At 46.4% G+C, this 19,289-nt stretch carries 13 protein-coding genes; 11 read left to right on the top strand and 2 right to left on the bottom strand.

Going from position 1 to position 19,289, the window contains the following annotated elements:
- The first annotated feature begins 262 nt into the window (after window positions 1–262).
- The 7 genes from psbD to QT984_RS16405 all read left to right on the top strand — a co-directional run bounded on the left by psbD (window position 263) and on the right by QT984_RS16405 (window position 9,733).
- Window positions 263–1,321, top strand: a complete 1,059-nt coding sequence (gene psbD, locus QT984_RS16375; protein ID WP_333055206.1) for a photosystem II D2 protein (photosystem q(a) protein) — start codon at window positions 263–265, stop codon at window positions 1,319–1,321.
- 762 nt (window positions 1,322–2,083) lie between these two features.
- Window positions 2,084–2,365, top strand: coding sequence for a 4a-hydroxytetrahydrobiopterin dehydratase (locus tag QT984_RS16380; protein WP_333374439.1), 282 nt, complete (start codon window positions 2,084–2,086; stop codon window positions 2,363–2,365).
- Window positions 2,366–2,506: 141 nt separating this feature from the next.
- Window positions 2,507–4,159 carry an HD domain-containing phosphohydrolase gene (locus QT984_RS16385; RefSeq protein WP_333374441.1) on the top strand — a complete coding sequence of 551 codons (1,653 nt, stop codon included), beginning with the start codon at window positions 2,507–2,509 and terminating at the stop codon, window positions 4,157–4,159.
- 292 nt (window positions 4,160–4,451) lie between these two features.
- Window positions 4,452–6,644 carry an iron uptake porin gene (locus tag QT984_RS16390; RefSeq protein WP_333233252.1) on the top strand — a complete coding sequence of 731 codons (2,193 nt, stop codon included), beginning with the start codon at window positions 4,452–4,454 and terminating at the stop codon, window positions 6,642–6,644.
- A gap of 393 nt (window positions 6,645–7,037) precedes the next feature.
- Window positions 7,038–7,478 carry an RrF2 family transcriptional regulator gene (locus QT984_RS16395; RefSeq protein WP_015176708.1) on the top strand — a complete coding sequence of 147 codons (441 nt, stop codon included), beginning with the start codon at window positions 7,038–7,040 and terminating at the stop codon, window positions 7,476–7,478.
- Between the two features lie 56 nt (window positions 7,479–7,534).
- Entirely contained in the window at window positions 7,535–8,497 is a 963-nt protein-coding gene (cysK, locus tag QT984_RS16400) for a cysteine synthase A (protein ID WP_333055201.1), read from the top strand.
- Between the two features lie 555 nt (window positions 8,498–9,052).
- Window positions 9,053–9,733: a J domain-containing protein gene (locus tag QT984_RS16405; protein WP_333055200.1), complete on the top strand. Its 681-nt coding sequence runs from the start codon at window positions 9,053–9,055 to the stop codon at window positions 9,731–9,733.
- Between the two features lie 152 nt (window positions 9,734–9,885).
- Here the strand turns inward: QT984_RS16405 and QT984_RS16410 are convergent, their stop codons facing one another.
- Together QT984_RS16410 and QT984_RS16415 are read right to left on the bottom strand one after the other, a co-directional pair.
- On the bottom strand, window positions 9,886–11,385 hold the full coding sequence (locus tag QT984_RS16410; RefSeq protein WP_333055199.1) for a cyclic nucleotide-binding domain-containing protein: 1,500 nt from the start codon (window positions 11,383–11,385) through the stop codon (window positions 9,886–9,888).
- Between the two features lie 204 nt (window positions 11,386–11,589).
- A complete protein-coding gene (locus QT984_RS16415; protein ID WP_333211587.1) occupies window positions 11,590–11,724 on the bottom strand; it encodes a hypothetical protein in 135 nt (44 codons plus the stop codon).
- 102 nt (window positions 11,725–11,826) lie between these two features.
- Between QT984_RS16415 and QT984_RS16420 the strand changes: the two genes are divergently transcribed.
- From QT984_RS16420 to QT984_RS16435, 4 genes are all read left to right on the top strand, one after another.
- Window positions 11,827–12,699: a 6-carboxytetrahydropterin synthase gene (locus QT984_RS16420; protein ID WP_333055196.1), complete on the top strand. Its 873-nt coding sequence runs from the start codon at window positions 11,827–11,829 to the stop codon at window positions 12,697–12,699.
- A 252-nt stretch (window positions 12,700–12,951) separates the two neighbouring features.
- The gene (locus QT984_RS16425) at window positions 12,952–15,135 is read left to right on the top strand and encodes a tetratricopeptide repeat protein (protein ID WP_333374447.1); all 2,184 of its coding nucleotides are present in this window, start codon (window positions 12,952–12,954) and stop codon (window positions 15,133–15,135) included.
- 320 nt (window positions 15,136–15,455) lie between these two features.
- Window positions 15,456–16,016 carry a Uma2 family endonuclease gene (locus tag QT984_RS16430; protein WP_333374449.1) on the top strand — a complete coding sequence of 187 codons (561 nt, stop codon included), beginning with the start codon at window positions 15,456–15,458 and terminating at the stop codon, window positions 16,014–16,016.
- Between the two features lie 367 nt (window positions 16,017–16,383).
- Window positions 16,384–19,254, top strand: a complete 2,871-nt coding sequence (locus tag QT984_RS16435; RefSeq protein WP_333374451.1) for a dynamin family protein — start codon at window positions 16,384–16,386, stop codon at window positions 19,252–19,254.
- The last annotated feature ends 35 nt before the right edge of the window (window positions 19,255–19,289 follow it).

The following is a 19,289-nucleotide window of genomic DNA, read 5'->3' on the forward strand; positions in this document are numbered from 1 at the left end:
ATTTTCCTGCTTTGAGCGATCGCCCGATCGCTCCGAAACCCAGTTGATCTATTGCCTTGCCCGTCAGAACTACCAACTTACTCAAAACTTAAAATTCGCTCTTGCTATTGTAAAGATTTCCCTTTATAATCATCATCAGCGGTAAAGAAACGTAAATTATATTCACACTCCACTCATTTTATGCTACAGCAGAGCTATGAGGTGGGAAGTTGTGACTAGAACAACGTCCGTTGTAATTATATCCATTTGGAGATTTGCGTAAATGACAATCGCAGTCGGACGCGCCCAGACCGAAAGAGGCATATTTGATGTCCTCGACGACTGGCTCAAACGCGATCGCTTCGTCTTCGTAGGCTGGTCTGGCATCCTGCTATTCCCCTGCGCCTACCTAGCCATCGGTGGCTGGCTAACAGGCACCACCTTCGTCACATCCTGGTACACCCACGGTTTGGCAAGCTCCTACCTCGAAGGAGCCAACTTCCTCACCGTAGCAGTCTCCACCCCAGCCAACAGCCTCGGACACTCCCTGCTGTTCCTGTGGGGTCCCGAAGCACAGTGGGACTTCACCCGCTGGTTCCAACTCGGTGGACTGTGGACATTTGTCGCCCTCCACGGCGCCTTCGCACTGATCGGCTTTTGCCTGCGTCAGATTGAAATCGCCCGTTTAGTCGGCATCCGTCCCTACAACGCCCTAGCATTCACCGGCCCCATCGCCGTGTTTGTTTCGGTGTTCCTGCTTTACCCCTTGGGTCAATCAGGCTGGTTCTTCGCCCCCAGTTTCGGGGTCGCAGCAATTTTCCGCTTTTTGCTATTCCTGCAAGGCTTCCACAACTGGACGCTCAACCCCTTCCACATGATGGGCGTTGCAGGCATCTTGGGCGGTGCGCTGTTGTGCGCCATCCACGGTGCAACCGTAGAAAACACCTTGTTTGAAGACGGCGAAGGCTCAAACACCTTCCGCGCCTTCAACCCAACTCAGTCAGAAGAAACCTACTCGATGGTGACAGCTAACCGCTTTTGGTCGCAAATCTTCGGAATTGCCTTCTCCAACAAACGCTGGTTGCACTTCTTCATGCTGTTCGTACCTGTCACAGGCTTGTGGATGAGCTCCATTGGCATTGTCGGTTTAGCATTAAACCTGCGCGCCTATGACTTCGTATCACAAGAATTACGCGCTGCTGAAGATCCTGAGTTTGAAACGTTCTACACTAAGAACATTCTGCTTAACGAAGGCATTCGTGCTTGGATGGCTCCGACAGACCAACCCCACGAAAACTTCATCTTCCCTGAAGAAGTTCTGCCTCGCGGTAACGCACTTTAATCAGCGCGAAATATCCAAATTTCCAGCATTTTAAAAGGGTAAGATAAAGCAGTTTAGGCTTTACCCTTAATGCTTAAAAAGCTCCTGCCGATCTATCGGCGGGAGCTTTTTGTTTCATCTAAACCGATCGCACATTTAAACCCGCTTTACACCCGATCGTCCCACAGCCCAGCTCTTGAATCCAAGATCTGCAATCCGCTGGCTGTAGAGATTGATCGAAAACCTTGCAGCAGCAATTTGCCTTCATCTTGCAAAAATCTTACTTTGTATCCCCCCATTTCAGATTCCTTGTGTTATTCTAGTAAATGTGCATACCGGAATGACACTCAGAACGCAGGTTCTTCTGGTAATGCTGCCAATCGGTAGCACACAAATCCTCATACTTAATCTCAGATTAGGATGAGGTGCGTTCAAATATAAACCATTTAGTAAAACCTGGAGGTGATGCCCATGATAGAAAGTAGTAAACGCATGGGTCATCAGATTGGAAACTACCGGCTGTGCGCCGGGGCCGCTCACTAGCAGTCAGCCGTCGTCTCCAACGGGAAACGACTTCCACGGGGAACCAGGCTGAGCTAGGGATTCTCCCGGCAGTCAGGTTCTAATCTGAAGACCCGCTAGACCGCTCTCACCTCAAATAGTGTTAAATCTTGAGTATTAAAACTTGAGGCTCAACACTATTGGTGAGAGCGGATAGTTTTTGGTCAAGGTTTCTACACGTGGGCAGTTAATCTGCCATTGCTAATCCCAAAGAACAAAATTATGGCTGACCTACTTAACAATACTGAAATTCAAGAGCGCGCCAGTCAATTGTCAGGCTGGACAATTGAAGGCAAACAACTGCGTTGTACGCGTTTATTTAAAGATTTTATCGAAGCGATCGCCTTTGTAAATAAGTTGGTCGCCCCCTCAGAAGCCGCAGGACATCACCCCGACATAGAAATCTCCTACAACAAAGTTACAGTTAACTTAACAACCCACGATGCCGGAGGCTTAACTGAGAAAGACTTTGCGCTAGCCCAAGAGATTTCTGCGCTAGATTAAAAGAGTGCCAGTTGACCCAACAAGAGTCCCCGCTAGAGAAAAGCTCGCAAATAAAAAATCGACTTGGGGTTAAAATCGGGTGTGAAAAAGTCGAGAGGCCCAACGTTCAATGTATAACAGGCTATTCCCCATCATCCGACCATGATCGTATTTGAAAAGCCAGAGTTCAAGAACGAGTCTGCTGCAGCCGAAAAAACCGATCTGATAGAAAAGCTTTTAGATATTGGCGCTGCTCTGTCGAGCGCCCAAGATTTGGGCGACTTGTTAAACTTAATTTTATCCAAAAGTAGGGAAATTACCTACAGCGATGCTGGCAGCGTTTACTTAGTAGATCACAGCGACGATACATCTAAGCTGCTGTTCAAGGTAGCCCAAAATGCTTCTAAACCGAGCCTGTCGTTTAAAGAGTTTGCCCTGCCACTGACAGACAAAAGTTTGGCGGGATACGTGGCAATTACCGGTCAAAGTTTGAACCTATCTGATGCCTACGACTTACCCCCCGGCGTACCCTATCGGCTAGATAGCAGTTTTGACAGGGATATTGATTACCGCACTTGCTCGGTAATGGTACTGCCGATGCAAAACCGACAGGGGGAGACAATAGGTGTACTGCAACTGATCAACCGCAAAACAAAGCCAGATACGGTGCTGACAGCAGACAATGCCTGGGAAGCGACGCAGCAGTATTCGGAGTGGGAAGAAAGGATAGTTCGATCGCTCGCTTCTCAAGCAGCAATCTCGATCGAGCGCAATCAACTCCAAGACAGCATAGAAAATTTGTTCGAGGGCTTCGTCAAAGCCTCGGTGCAAGTCATAGAAGCCAGAGACCCCTGTACCTACGGCCATTCAGAACGAGTAGCAGCCCTCACAGTACGCCTGTCAGAAGAAGTAAACACCGTCAGCAGCGGACGACTGCGCTCTATTTACTTTAATAACCGCCAAATTCAAGAAATTCGCTACGCCGCCTTGCTGCACGATTTTGGCAAAATTGGAGTGCCCGAAGCAGTTTTGACCAAACAGAAAAAGCTCTACCCCGCACAGCTAGAAATCATTCGCCACCGCTTTGGCTTAGCTCTGCAGACGATGGAAATGGAATGCGTCCAGTCTAAATATAAATACTTGCTGGAGCATTCAGCCTACCGAAAACACCCGCTCCAGGAGCCAGAGTGCGCTCAATGCCAGGAAATCGAACAGCTAGACACTAAGCTAGCAGAGGCGAAAACCAGATTAGCAGAATACTGGGAAGTGCTGCTAGAGGCAAACGAGCCTCACATTTTGGCAGCAGAACCCCTAGCTCCACTGCGAGAGATTGCTCAACAAACTTATAGAGATATAGATGGGGCAAGGAAACCCCTGCTGAACCCAGACGAGATCGTGCAATTGATGGTATCAAGGGGCAACCTGACGCCGGAAGAACGATCGGAAATAGAATCTCATGTAACTCACACTTACGAGTTTCTCAAACAAATTCCTTGGACAAAGGATTTAAAGAATGTTCCAGACATTGCCTACGGACATCACGAAAAACTCGACGGCACAGGCTATCCGCGAGGTTTAAACAAGTCAGAAATTCCAATTCAAGCGCAATTGATGACGATCGCCGATATCTACGACGCCCTGACAGCAGGCGATCGCCCCTACAAGCGAGCTCTGCGAACAGAGGCAGCGATGAAAATTTTGCGGCAAGAAGCAGCTCACAATAAAATAAACGGGGATTTGTTAGAACTGTTCGATAACCGCCAAGTCTTTAGCGTTCTCGGACACAGCTTGGATGTTAAAGTCGAATCAGCCTAGACGAGTCGGGCGTGCTGTGCTAAAAAGTAAATAGGCGATCGGGTGCTGTCTAGTGTCATCCGTCAAATCAAGCCACAGCCCAATCCTGGCATGGTTTTGACGCCTTTGAGTACAGGTTAAAAAACAGGCTCTCTGCAGCCGTCAGTCACATCTATATACTCGGTCAGCCCGAAAGAATCAAAAGAAAAAGTGAATTTTAGGTCTTTTTTTAGAGTATGCTAGTTGAGCAACGACTGACCACATAGAAGACTAGAAAAGTTTCTCTGTAATCGGTGTGAGGATGAGAGTGAATATGTCGAAATTTTTGTGGAGTTACTTACTAATCAGCCCAGCAGTCTTAGGAGCTACCCTAGTAGTTTCTTCGAGCGCGATGGCAGCAGACGCTCAGCAGGCTGCTGATGCGCTCAATCCCGCTGTCGCCAAAGCTGAAACCGCTGAAACCTCCGAAGCGAAAGTAAATGCTTTAGCTGCTGTTTCCGAAACAACTGCAGCCTCCGAGCCAGTAGAAGAAATTTCCCAAGCCGCTGGCAGCGAAACCCAGGCAGCGATGGCAGATTTGGCCACGCCTGCAACTGAAAGTGCGATCGTCGGAGCCAACACAGCCCCTGCTGAGGTAGAACCCCAAGCAGCATCACAACCTACAAGTGAATCTTTAGCCGCAGTTGAGCCAACAGTCGCTCAACCAGTAGAAAATTCTGCCCCGGCAGCCCAACTAGAAATTCCAGCCCCGGCAGCTACCGCTCTCCCAGAGCAAATCGGTGCAGTTCAATTAGAAACTCCAGCCCCGGCAGTGGCAGAGTCGGCCCAACAAAGTTTGCCACAACCGGCTGAATCTTTAGCCCAAACTGCCGCACCACAAGAGCAAAACCCAGCCGCCACATTAGAACAGCTCAACCAGTACAGCAGCGAAGGTGCTGCCGGTGGCGAAACTCAAGGTCAAGTTACCTCTGTTTCCCAACTTTCAGACGTGCGGCCCACAGACTGGGCATTCCAAGCACTGCAATCCCTAGTCGAGCGCTACGGCTGTATTGCCGGGTATCCCGACGGCACATTCCGCGGCAACCGGGCCATGACCCGCTACGAATTTGCCGCCGGTTTGAATGCTTGCTTGGATAAGGTGAGCGAACTAATTAGAGGAGGCACGGGCAACTTCGCGACGAGAGATGACTTGGCAGCCCTCCAACGGCTCCAAGAAGAATTTGCAGCGGAACTGGCAACCCTGCGCGGTCGCGTCGATGCTCTAGAAGCTCGGACATCTGAACTCGAAGCCAACCAATTCTCAACTACTACCAAGCTGACTGGGGAAGCAATTTTTGCCCTCAGCGACGACTTTGGTGGCGACATTAGCGTTTTTGGCAGAGACAACAGAACCCTCGGTAGCGACAACAACCAAGCTGTCTTCCAACAACGGGTGCGTCTGAATTTAAATACGAGCTTCACCGGCAGAGACTTACTCCTGACCAGGCTTCAAGTTGGCAACGGTCGTAACTTCAATCTTGGGGCTACCAGCGAAGGCACTCAAACTTGGAATGTAGTCGGCAGAACCGACAACGTTGTTGCCCTCGACACCTTGCTGTACAAGTTCCCCGTCGGTCAGCGACTGAACGTTACCCTTGCAGCCAACAATGTCGTTTGGGACGACTTTATCCCGACTGTCAACCCTTACTTTGAAGACTTTGACGGTGGCAACGGGTCATTGAGCGCCTTTGGACAGCGGAACCCGATTTATCGCTTAGGTGGCGGTGCAGGTATCGGCTTTGACTACGCCTTCGGCGGCAGGGGCTTGCTGGGCGGCGTGTTCGGCCCGACTTCTCTGTCCTTCGGCTATTTGGCGTCAAATGCAGCCAGTCCTAGCAAGGGCGCGGGCTTGTTGAACGGCGACTACGCCGCGATGGGGCAGTTGACTTTTACCCCCGGACGCAACTTGCAAGTTGCTTTCAACTATAACCACGGTTACTTTAACCGAGGTAACTTCGGGTTTGACAACGGTTTCGGGTCCAGCGTCTCCGGCGGTTTCACCGGTACCGGCGTGGCTAATTCTCTCAACGGTTTGAGCGAAGGCTTTGAGGGCTTCAATGCTCGCAAAGTTGTCAGCAACTCCTACGGTGCTCAGGCTTCGTTGCGACTGAGCCCGAGATTTATCCTTGGTGGCTGGGCTGGTTTAACCAATGCCCGCATTCTCGGCATCGGCGATGCGAGAATCTGGAACTACGCTGTTACCTTGGCTTTGCCTGATTTAGGGAAAGAAGGCAACTTGCTAGGGTTCGTGGTAGGTCGTGAGCCTTACTTGGATAAACTTGAAGCTGCAAGCAGTTTGCGGAGCTTCCGCAACGATGATTCCTATCACGTTGAAGGGTTCTACAAGTTTCAGCTCTCGGACAACATTTCTGTTACTCCGGGCGTGATTTGGGTGACAAATCCTAATCAAGATGACCGTAATGATGACATCATCATTGGTACTCTGAGAACTACTTTCACGTTCTAAGAGCGGGTTAGAAGAGGCAGGGAGGTTATACCCTCTCTGCTGGCTACTCTAAAGGCCAAGTTTAGCCCTGCCGAGCGCAGGGCTTTTTTGTTTGCGGGACGAAGGGGGCGTCAAGAATATATTAAAAATTAAAAATTATCAGTCATGGAGGCAGACAACCAATTTCTTGAGGTAAGACATGGGTGGAAGCGGAGGGAGCCGAAACGAGAAACTGGATTTGTTGGTTTCAGATTGCCGATCGTTCCAAGGATGAAGTGATGAAAGTCGATTAAGTTCAGTGGAAAACCGGGGTATAATAAAAGGTAAAGTTAGAAGTTAGAATTGGGAACTCAACATTGAGGAGAATTTTAACATCTGACTTCGGAGTTGATAATTCTGGTATTGGAAGCAATTATGGTAGAACTCTCCTGTAAAAGCGAATACGCAATCTTAGCTTTGCTGGAGCTTGCCGATTGCTACGATGAAGGCGAGCCTCTGCAAATTCGCCAGATAGCGGCTCAGCAAAATATTCCCGATCGATATTTAGAGCAGTTGCTGGCTACCATGAGACGCTGCGGGCTGATTCGTAGCCAGCGAGGAGCTAAGGGAGGTTATATATTGGCGAGGGAACCGTGGAAAATTACACTCCTAGAAATTATCAACTGTCTCGAAGGCTCAGAGTTCGATCGCTCTGAAAAAGACTCGCCCGCTCAAACTGTAGAAAGTGCGGTGATTTGGGAAGTTTGGCAAGAAGCTCGATCGATTGCCAACTCAGTTTTGCAAAAATATACGCTACAGGATCTGTGCGAAAAGCGCAATGGCAGACGGCAGCTCGATATCATGTATTACATCTAGTTAATATTGCCAACTAGGAATTAACATTTACTTTCAACCACAAACTGACAAAGATTATGCGTATTGCTGGCGACATTACAGAATTGGTAGGGCGGACGCCCTTGGTGCAACTCAACCGCATTCCCCAAGCCGAAGGCTGCTTGGCTCGGATTGTGGTAAAACTCGAAGGCATGAACCCGGCAGCATCGGTGAAAGACCGGATCGGTGTGAATATGGTCAATCAAGCCGAGGCCGAAGGGCTGATTGCTCCGGGAAAAACGGTTTTAGTGGAACCGACTTCTGGCAATACCGGAATTGCTCTGGCAATGGTGGCAGCGGCTAAGGGCTACCAGTTGATTTTGACCATGCCGGATACGATGAGCACGGAACGCCGATCGATGCTGCGAGCTTACGGGGCCCAACTAGAACTGACTCCCGGAATTGAGGGCATGAGTGGCTGCATCCGCCGCGCTCAAGAGATTGTGGACAAAACTCCCAATGCCTATATGTTGCAGCAGTTTCGGAATCCAGCAAACCCGCAGGTTCACCGTTCGACAACGGCTGAGGAAATTTGGGAAGATACAGACGGCGAAGTGGATTTCCTGATTTCTGGGGTTGGGACTGGCGGTACGATTACGGGTATCTCGGAGGTGATTAAGTCCCGGAAACCCGAGTTTAAGGCGATCGCAGTTGAGCCGGCTAACAGTCAGGTACTTTCCGGCGGAAAGCCTGGGCCTCACAAAATTCAAGGTATCGGTGCTGGTTTTGTACCGCCGGTGCTGAATGTGGATTCGATCGACGAAATTATAGTTGTTACGGATGACGAGGCGATCGCCTACGGCCGTCGCTTAGCCAGAGAAGAAGGACTTTTGTCGGGTATTTCCAGCGGTGCGGCACTATGTGCGGCGGTGAAAGTCGGCAAGCGTCCCGAAAATGCAGGGAAATTGATTGTGATGATTCAGCCTAGCTTCGGCGAACGCTATCTGAGCACTCCCTTGTTCCAAGATCCAGAACTCAATCTGGCGATGGCCCTCAACTAGGCTAGCCTCCGGCCCAAGTCGCAGAAACACAGGGCAGGGCGTAGACTGTACGCTCTGCTTGGCTTTTTAGTAGATGAAAGAATGGCGATAGATTGTAGCTTTCTCGATCGCGATCGATATCGTTTCCGGTTGCATCGGAATGATTTAACCGCAGAGGGCGCAGAGAACGCAGAGGGAGAGAATACAGAGATGAATACAGGACGATGCTACCGGATTTGATATGATGCCGATTTTCTGAAGGCGCTTTTTTTTGAACCGCTTTCGGCGTGTTAGCGAAGCGGGCGCTGACCGCTTTTGTGGCGAAGGAAGAGAAAAGAAAAGAAGGAGCTAACTGTTGGCGGGAGCAGCGCTATATGAGTTCCCAAGGTCGATCGGCTTACCACTTCCAAAGCCTCAATGTTTTTCTAAAATAGATTTATGATAAGTTGAAAACTGAGTTTTTTTACTGACAATCTTTGACATTTATATCAGATAAATACTTAAAAACTTAGCAAAAAATGATATTTTTGTCAAGCACTTTTTCACAGATTATCCAGATTTCAAGGAAATAACAGCGTGTCTTCCGTTATCAATCACTACAAAACCCTAAAGATTAGCCCAAGCGCAACACAAGCCGAGATTAAACAAGCATACCGCCGTTTAGTCAAATTATTTCATCCAGACAGTCGCAGCGACACAGCGGGTCACGAAGAGATTGTCCGCCTCAATGCAGCCTATGAAATATTAGGAGACCCCCAGCACAGACAATCTTACGATCGCCAATTTTCCGAGCAAACCGAACAGCAATCACCAGCCGCACCAAACGTCAGCCGCCAGCAAACACAAACAGCAAGGGACGCGGATGAACTAATGGAACAGTGGCTGATTAAAGTATACAAACCCGTCAATAGAATGCTCAACAGTATCTTGAAGCCGCTTAAAAAAGAAATAGACGAATTGTCCGCAGATCCATTTGATGACGAACTGATAGAAAAGTTTCAACTTTATATCGAAACCAGCCGCGAGTTCCTCAAAAAAGCTCATAACTTTCTTACATCAATGCCTAATCCATCTAATGTAGCCGGAGTTGCCGCTCATCTCTACTACTCTATCAATCAAGTCGGAGACGGCATAGAAGAATTGTATTTATTTACCCTCAATTATGACGATCGCCACTTGCACACCGGTCAAGAACTGTTTAGAATTGCCGCTAGACTGCGGCGGGAAGCGCAGGAGGAATTAAAAATTAAAGTTTAATAAAAGCAGATTGTTCCCTCTTCCCTCTTCCTTCTTCCTTCTATCCTTTACATCCGTTACATCCGTTACAAAATCCGTTGCCGAACTTCCCTCTTCCTTCTTCCTTCTATCCTTTACATCCCGTACATTGCTCGTTGCCGAACTTCCCTCTTTCAAATTCCAAAAAGAACTTGAATGCGCTTGCGAATTTTAATAAAAGGAGTTTGTCCCAGAGAGTCGCCATCCAACAATCCCAAGTCTCTCAAAGCTTGCTGGCGTTCCGACAATTTTTGAGCAATCTGATCGGCTAAATTGGGTTGTTCTCTTAAAAGTTTTTGCAAATCGTGACGTTCCACCACAAACAAAATTGCATCTTCGCTAGTTTTAACAGTCGCCGTTCTCGGAGTACCCAACAGCAAAGATATTTCCCCAAAAAACTCGCCCTCATGAAGCGTAGCAATATACTGATCGGCTTTTTGAGAAAGAACTTCTACAGTACCCGAAAGAATAATATAAAAAGAATCGCCTGGGTCATTTTCTTTACATACCACCTGTCCCGCTGGAAACAGTTGTCGGTAGCCATATTCAATTAACTGCCGCAGTTCTAAATCCGTACACTGTTCAAAATAAGTTACTCGCCGCAATAAATCTCGCAGCGTCCAATTATTAGGGGATTTAGGTACGGGATTTTTAGGTTCAGAAAGGGTGGAATTAGATTTTAAATCTGCTGAATGTTTGGTATTCTGCGGAAAAACTTTGCCGTTGGAATTCTCGTCTTTGTTATTGTGAAAAAAATGAGTTAACTCTTGCGGATTTCGCAGCCACAAATCCCGCTGTGGAAAAGGGATTTCGATATTTCGGTGGCGAAACTCGTAATCTATTAAAAAATTTACTGCACTTTTAATAGCATCGCTTTCCTGTGGCTGGTCAATCCAAACTAAAAGTTCAAAATTTAAAGCGTTATCTCCAAAACCGCGAAACCATACTTTAGGAGAAGGATGGGACAAGACATTCGATTCCATCCGCGCCGCAATTAATAGTGCTTCCGTAACTATTACTGGGTCAGATCCGTAAGCAACGCCGACGGGGATGTGGAGGCGACATCTGGGGTCTCTGTAACTCCAGTTAATAATGTTAGTTTCGACAAACTTAATATTTGGTACGATCACAAATAGTCCGTCAATTGTTTTAATAATTGTGGAACGGATCGAAATTGTTTCGACTGTTCCTAATAAATTGTCTATTTCAATAAAGTCTCCGACTCTAATTTGGTGTTCAAATAGCAGGGTGAGACCGCTGATAAAGTTGCTGGCTAGATTTTGCAAGCCGAAGCCGAAACCAATGCCGACAACCCCAGCTAAAACGGTGAGAGACGTGAGGTTGAGGCCGGCACTTTGCAGGACAAATATACAGCCAAGAGTTGCTAAAATATAGCTAATGATGGTGGAAATTGCTTCTCGACTGCCACGATCCAATCCCATCCGAACTAGCAAACTGCGCTTGATTCCTTCACTGATAATCTTAGCTATAATCAAGGCAAATATAGCTAAGATTATGAGTTTGACGATCGCACTGATGGACAGATGAGTGTCCCCGATATAGAATAGCGGGGTTGTCATCGCACCCCAGAAATGTTCAAAAAAGCGATCGGCTCGTGCAGTAATCGAATTCATTAATATTTGGTAATGGGTAAATGGTGATTAGTTTTTAGCGCAACTGAACCGCAAACTGCTAACTATTGCAGAGCTTAGGGGAAAAACTCGAACTGTGGAGTGTCCTGTGTGGCAAAAAAGGTCTATTCCCTACCCTTCGGGAACGCTTCGCCAAGGGGATAGATACGCACGCGCGTACTTTCTCAAAGACTCGTAACTGATGGGTTAGTAACAGATGGCGAGAAACTGTTTTGTAGCGGTATTTTCTGCCGGATATCTGTGTTGTGGCGTAAAATGGGATCTGTGGCTCGATCGATCGCCGACTTGTTGCCAATATTGGGAAAATTGGTAGAAATTCATTTACAGCACCCTCAAATAATCGAAAAATTCCAGCAAAAATTAGTTTATCCTTAAGAAGCGAGTCCTTTACAGAACTTAACAAGCTTACCCTACTTGACTTTTATGCAGTGCATCATCAATCGTCGGGCACAGTTTTCGGCGAGTCACCGGTACTGGCTGCCGGAGTTAAGCGAAGCCGAGAACTTTGAGCGGTTTGGCCCAACTGCCCGCGCACCGGGACACGGACACAATTACGTTCTTTACGTTTCCATGATAGGCGAACTCGACGAGTACGGCATGGTGCTCAACCTGTCTGATGTCAAGCACGTCATCAAGCGGGAAGTTATCAAGGATCTCGATTTTTCCTTTCTCAACGAAGCGTGGCCGGAATTTGAGCAGACTCTGCCAACTACCGAAAACATAGCACGGCAAATTTGGCTGCGCCTAGCCCCTCATTTGCCTGTGACCAAAATTCAATTGTTTGAACATCCCGAACTTTGGGCTGAATATTTAGGAAACGGAATGGAAGCTTATCTAACTTTGTCCACTCATTTTAGCGCGGCTCATCGGTTGGCTCGTCCCGATTTGAGCTTTGAAGAAAACTCGGAAATTTACGGCAAATGTGCTCGTCCCAACGGTCACGGTCACAATTATCATTTAGAGGTGACTGTTAAAGGGGAAATGGATGCGCGGACTGGCATGATTGCTGATTTGGGAGCTTTGCAAAAAGCCGTTGATGATTATGTTGTTGAACCGTTCGATCACACTTTTTTAAATAAGGATATTGCTTATTTTGAGAAGGTTGTGCCTACTGCGGAGAATATAGCTGTTCGGATCGGGCAATTATTGCGATCGCCCGTTCGGGAATTGGGCGCCGAGTTGCACAAGATTAAACTGATTGAAAGTCCGAATAATAGCTGTGAAATTTACGGTGCTGATTTAGAGGAAGTGGCGGCACAAAGTCAGCAGCCGGAAGCGATTTTAGCTAAGGTTTAGATTTAAAAATCGCATCGTTTGGGGCGGGTTCACCCGGATCTTTGGCTAATTGTGCAGATTGGTGAAGCCCGCCCTACCAGCCTAATGATGATTCCGAGAGTTTTTCAACCGGATTAGGCGCGAGAATATATTTTTGGACAAAAGTTCCACAGCCAGAATTATTGGCACTTTTCCTGAAAAGTCAGGCTGCGCGCGTATTTTGGAGATAGTAAGTCAGCATTCCTCTAGTCAGCTATTCTAACTGCTGAGAGTATGAGGTCGATCGCCCGATCGCTGACAACCAAGCACCAATTTCTCCTAAATGTAAATGAGTTGACGTTTATGCGCGTCTCTAATCTAGCTCTCTTGACTCTGGCTGCCCTCGCATCCCACAATTTAACTGCTAATACTAGCGCCAATCCTGCTGCACATCCTATTTCTCCTGAGACACCGCAGGCTAGCAACTTTGTTGATGCGGTAAATAATACTGAATCGCGTCCGGCTGAGTCAATTAGCGAGCCCGAGACGATCGCCCACGAACAATTTTCCCCAAATATTACTGTATCCCGTCGGGCTGAGTCAATTAGCGAGCCTGAGACGATCGCTCACGAACAATTTTCCCCGCGAATTGCTGTAAAATCGCCGACAGGTTTGCTCGTAGCTGCCGCTCAACCGGATGTATCTGCTAGTGCAAAAACCAAGGCGAATCCTCCGGCTGCATCCGACGATGAACTAACAAAATCTTTACAAGAAACCTGGCTAGCTAAATTAATCGAAACCGGGGCTGAAAGCAATCCTCAAGTTCGGGAGGTTTTCGCTTTTATCTCCCCGTCTAGTGGCAGTGCTGAATCTGGATATAGTTTTAATAGTACCATAACTCTCCTCAATATTTTACTAATTCTTGGTACTGTATTTCCACCGGTGACAATTGCATTTTTTTGGATGATGCGACGGCTGATAATCAAACAGTTGGTGGCTGATGCCAATAAACGATTGCAGGGTATTGGTGTATTGGAATCAGAACTCATAAATTCTAGCCAATTGAATCAAAAGTTGAGGGATGAATTAGCCGCGCAAATGGGTGCAGCTAAACAATCCCTTGATTTTTTAACTAGAGAAACTGAACTTTCCAAATCTTCCGTGGAGCAAATTGAGACTCTCAAATCTCAATTTATTATGCACCTGCAAGTTTTGCTGAGAGAAGTTGACGATAAAAAATCTCAAATTGTTCAAGAAATTGCCCAAGTTCCCGCAGTTGTTGCCAAAGAAGCTCTCAAAGTCGCACATCAACCGGCTTTAAACAATTCCCAAAATTCGCAAACAGCGCCGGCTAGCAATGAAAATTTGATTGCTGACGATTATATCAAGCAAGCCGAAGGGCTTTATTTTCAAGGCAATTATGATGAAGCATTAGTCTGTTTGGAAAAAGCTGTTTTAGCGAATAAATTTTTGCATGAGGCTTGGTATTGGCGCGGAAATGTGTTAATAAAATTGCAGCGCCCGGAAGAAGCACTCGCCTGTTACGACCAATCAATATCTATTAAACCGGATAACTACGAAGCATGGTATAATAAAGCGCATTTGCTAGCAAAATTGCAGAAGTACGAAGAGGCGATCGCCTGTTACGAGCGAGCAAGTTTGAGCGAATCCAGAAAATACGCTTGTTGGCACAGCATAGGGGCTTTGTTGGGTCAATTGCAGCATTACGAAGAAGCGATCGCCAGTTACGATCGCGCCCTGGCTATCAAAGCAACCGACAGCGAAATTTGGCACAACCGAGGCGCGATGCTGGCCAAAGTACAGCAGTACGCAGCCGCAGTTGATTCTTACGATCGCGCTCTTGAACTCAATCCCAACAGATACGAAACTTGGTACAATCGAGGCAATATGCTGTGGAGACTACTCCGCTACAGCGATGCTATTGATTCTTACGATCGGGCGATCGGCATCCGGCCAGACAAATACGAAGTTTGGTACAATAGAGCGGCTGTGCTCGGAAAATTGCAACGATATCAAGAATCGATCGAATCCTACGACAAAGCAATCGCCCTTAAACCGCAGGATTTTGAAGTGTGGCACAACCGAGGCGTAGCTTTCGACAAACTGTCGCAGCACGAAGCAGCAATTGCCTCTTACGACTCCGCAATTACCCTTAATTCCGAGTGTTACGAAGCTTGGTTTGCCAAAGGGGAATCTTTAGCAAAATTGCAGCGCCCTGAAGAAGCGATCGCAGCTTATGAGAAAGCGATTGCTATTAAGCCAGACTCCTACGATGCTTGGCATCACTTGGGCACAGCTTTGTCAGCATTAAAGCGCTATGAGGAAGCAATGGCAGCTTACGATCGAGCTATTGCCATCAAACCTGACAATGCGGAAGCTTGGCGCGATCGAGGCGCAATTGTATCGGAATTAAAACAGGATACACACGGAAATGAATCGGGTGAAAAAGAGACTTAAATAGTCCTGGATGCACGGGTGGTCAGAAACCGGGTTTTTTGCGAAAATACTGCATCCCGACCTTTAAAACTGGTAAAAACCCGGTTTCTTTGGTATTTATGCGTCCACGACTATTAAATTCAGTCCCAATCCGGTTGTTCAAAATTTATAGGTGCATCCCTCCCGTTGTTGACGAGTATTTAACGAGACTTGATAGCGGGCATTTAAATGCTTTTTGTCTAAGGATTGTCATCTAAATTTTTCGTTTTTTTTCCGCTGCGTTTGGGGCGGTTTTTTTTTATGGTAAATTTAGGTAAGCTGCAAACAAGGAGAATAGTTATATGTCTGTTCAGCTTCAAAAACGGTTATTTACAGTAAAAGAATATCATTTAATGACTGAGGTTGGTATTCTCTCGGAGGGCGATCGGGTAGAACTCATAGAAGGAGAGATTGTTAAAATGGCTGCAATTGGTACTCGTCACGCAAGTTCTGTTAAGCGTCTGATCGCTGTGTTCTCGGATTTGGAGAGAAGACGTGCGATTATAGGTGCCCAAGACCCTATCCAGTTGACGGAGCGCACTGAACCTCAACCGGATGTTGTATTGCTGCAACCTCGCGCTGATTACTACGCCACAGCCCATCCAATACCGTCTGAAGTTTTGCTGTTAGTTGAGGTTTCAGATAGTACGGTTGATTATGATAGAGATGTGAAAGTATCGATTTACGCGCGATCGCTCATTCAGGAAGTTTGGCTGGTAGATTTAGTTGAAAATTGTTTGGAAGTTTACCGTCAGCCCGGCCCGAACGGTTATAGTTTAATGCTCAAGTTTTGGCGCGGTCAACAAGTTGCGCCGCTGGCTTTTCCCGATTTAGAAGTGAGCGTTGATTTTATATTGGGTTAGTATCAATAAGTAATGGCAGCTTACGATCGAGCGATCGCCATTAAGCCTGAGAATGCGGAAGCTTGGCGCGATCGCGGCGCAGTTGTATCCGAATTAAAACAGGATACAGACAAAATTTAATCGGGTGAAAAAGAGACTTAAATTCCGCTATACTGACTTAGGGGCAAATAAGGTGAGCGCGATCGCGATTAGTACGGTTGACCTGGCGAGACTAACTGGTGGTTAGATAGGCCAGGGGGGCCTGAGTTGCTAATGGAGTCCGGCTCTTCTGATAATTGTCTGAAAATTAGAGTGCTTTTTCCACATGACCCAAAAACCACATCAATGTGAAAATTTAGAAGCCGATGTAAATCGTCTGTTGCGGCTGGTGGAAAAGGAACCATCTTTGAAAGGGCAGCACGATATTGCCGCAATTAAGGCTTGCCGTAATAAGGCAATTGCTCCCAGATTCGAGATTGTCTTTGCGGGGACGTACAGTGCTGGTAAGTCGATGCTGATCAATGCTTTGCTAGGGCAAGATTTGCTTTACAGCAGTACAGGTCATGCTACTGGCATCGAATGCTACATAGAGTATGCCAAGTCGTCCGAGGAAGAACGAGTTGATCTTACCTTTCTTAGCACCTCAGAAGTGCAGGAAGAGGTAAATGACAGGTGCAAGACTCTGAAACTACAGTCAGTTGACATTACTCAAGAGGGGGCAATTAAAAAGTTAAGGGAACAATGTGAAAAAATCACTCAAGAGCATAAGGGATCTGGCAAAACCGAGAAGGAAGGCGAAGCAGATGGACTGCTGGCATTACTTAAGGGATTTGAGGAGAACCGCGAATATATCGACTCATCGAACAATAAAACCTATGGGATGGAAGAGTTAAATCTTTCCAACAAGAAGGCACATGATTATGCTCGTCGTGGCAAAAACAGTGCTGTTCTCAAGCGCATTAAATACTACTGCCATTATCCCCTGTTAGAGGATGGTAACGTCCTAGTTGACTTGCCAGGGATTGATGCCCCAGTGCGAAGAGATGCAGAATTAACCTATCGCAAGGTTGAAGATACGAACACCTCTGCTGTCATCTGTGTGATGAAGGCTGATCAAGAAGGGGAGGCAATGCAAGCAGAACAGAAACTAACAGAAGCAATACGGGAAAACTCAGGAATTGGCGATCGCGTCTTTTACGTCTTTAACCGCATCGACAAAACTTGGCGTGACCCCAAACTGAAACAAGAACTGGACGATCTGATTAGTGAAGATTTCAGTAATACACGAAGGGGAATTTATGAAACTAGCGCATTGCTGGGTTTCTGGGCTAGTCAACTCAAAAATATAAGTGAAAGCGATGATCGCTGGGGACTAGATACTATATTTAAAGCCGAAACCAGTAAAGGCTCAGATGGGGTTGAAGGAACCCCTTCATTTGTGTTGGAGTTCCTTGATTATTGTGATTCCGATAAACTACCAGTTGATAAATTTACTGATATTGTACGGCGTAAAACTCAAACTAAAAATGAGCAATATTTGGAGATTATTAATCGTTATAAAACCAGTATAATCGAGCAGTTAATTCAGGATAGCGGTATTCAGGAATTTAGTAATGCTATCACCCGCTATCTAACCGAAGAAAAGCGACCCGAACTATTTGCCAACCTAGCTAGCGATATTAGTGAACTCTGTAACGACTTGCGTGAATTTTACTTAGAAGAGCGCCGTCAGTGGAAAAAGAAACCTGCAAATATTGCAGAAATGACAGAACGAGATTTGGTACAGATCGAGAAAGAAGTATGGGAGGTGGGCGAAGCATTTTACCGACAAATAGAAGAAGAAATTAAACTATTGGTGATGGATAGTTGCGAAGATTTTCAGCATGATTTTAACAACCTTCGCCAGAATATGCAGGAAAATCTCACCGAGTTGATAAAAAACTTTTCTATATTAGATGCCTTCGCCAATACCTGCCGCAATCATCGTCATGTCACAGCACCATTGGTAGCCATTTTGGGACAAGCCTTTTATGACATTGCCAATGGATTAGAGGATGTTCTGGTTAAGGAATCAGAAATTTTGATTGTTAGCTTTTTCCAACGCTTGATTAAGCGAGTCCGTAAGCAAAAATACCACCGTCAGCTTGGTAATTTATTGTTAGGTGATGATTGTGGAATTGTCCAAGATATACAGGATATACAAATAAAAATTATCGAGGGAGTAAAGGTATTGGCGAGTGCAGAATGTGTCTTTTATATCATCGAAAGCCCAGATCTTTATGATTACGAAGATAGCGTTTGGCTCTATCAATTCCGGGAAACTTTGCAAGAAGCATCTAACAGTCGAGATGTCAAACGCATGGTAGAAGCAGAAGAACCTATACGTCAACTGCTAGAGATTGATTTTCAAGCTAAATTCAAACAAACAATAGAAGTAAATTTTGGTTCAAGAATTATCAAAATGCTGAATAAATATCTGTTGTCGATGGCTGAAAATAAACGGCAATTGATTTGGCAGCAATCCGCTCGCGCTCGCGCCAACAAACGGCAAGCGATAGAAAAAGAGGCTCAAGCTAAAATCGACGAGCGTAACCAGAAGTTGAGAGAAGTGGAGCTAAAGATTTCCGACTATAACCAAGCTGTTGAAGGTATCAATAGCTGCTTAGAGGCTATGAAATTAGACGACTACAAGCTGGGTATAATACCGGAAGATAATTCGAGCGTAACATCAATTCTCACTAACACAAATTCTGTTGATTCAAATAACATCCCACCAGAATCGGCTTCCAGTTTCGACTCAGAAAATGATTCGAGTGCTACACAAAGTTATAGTGAGATAAATCCTGTAGAGTCAGATGACAGCCCCGAACCTGAAGCGAGTGCCAATCAGCTAGCGCGACCTAATTACCAGGCTGCTCAATCCGAAAGTTCCAAAAAATTAGAGAGGGGTGAACTTGTGGAGGGGAGAGTTACTAAAGTCACGCCAGATGTCGTAGTCGTCGATTTGAATGGTACAGTTGGGTTGCTCCACATAAAGAACGTTAGCGACGCCTTTGTTAAATCTCTCCCGGATCTATTTGAGGAAGCTCAGCTAATCAAGGTAATGATTGTTACACTGAATGATGATAAGGGTCGGATTTCTTTGTCTACTAAGGTTTTGGAAAATTATAAGGGGGAGATCCTGGAAAATATGGAGCAGGTGATGGCTGATGCAGAGGCTCGTGTTCCTAAAGCCCTTAAAAAACTGCCTAAGCCATAAGCATTTGTACAGGGGCGTATTGGCAATATGCCCCC

It is taken from the genome of Microcoleus sp. Z1_B2 (assembly GCF_036700325.1).
In the GTDB taxonomy this organism is placed as follows: domain Bacteria; phylum Cyanobacteriota; class Cyanobacteriia; order Cyanobacteriales; family Microcoleaceae; genus Microcoleus.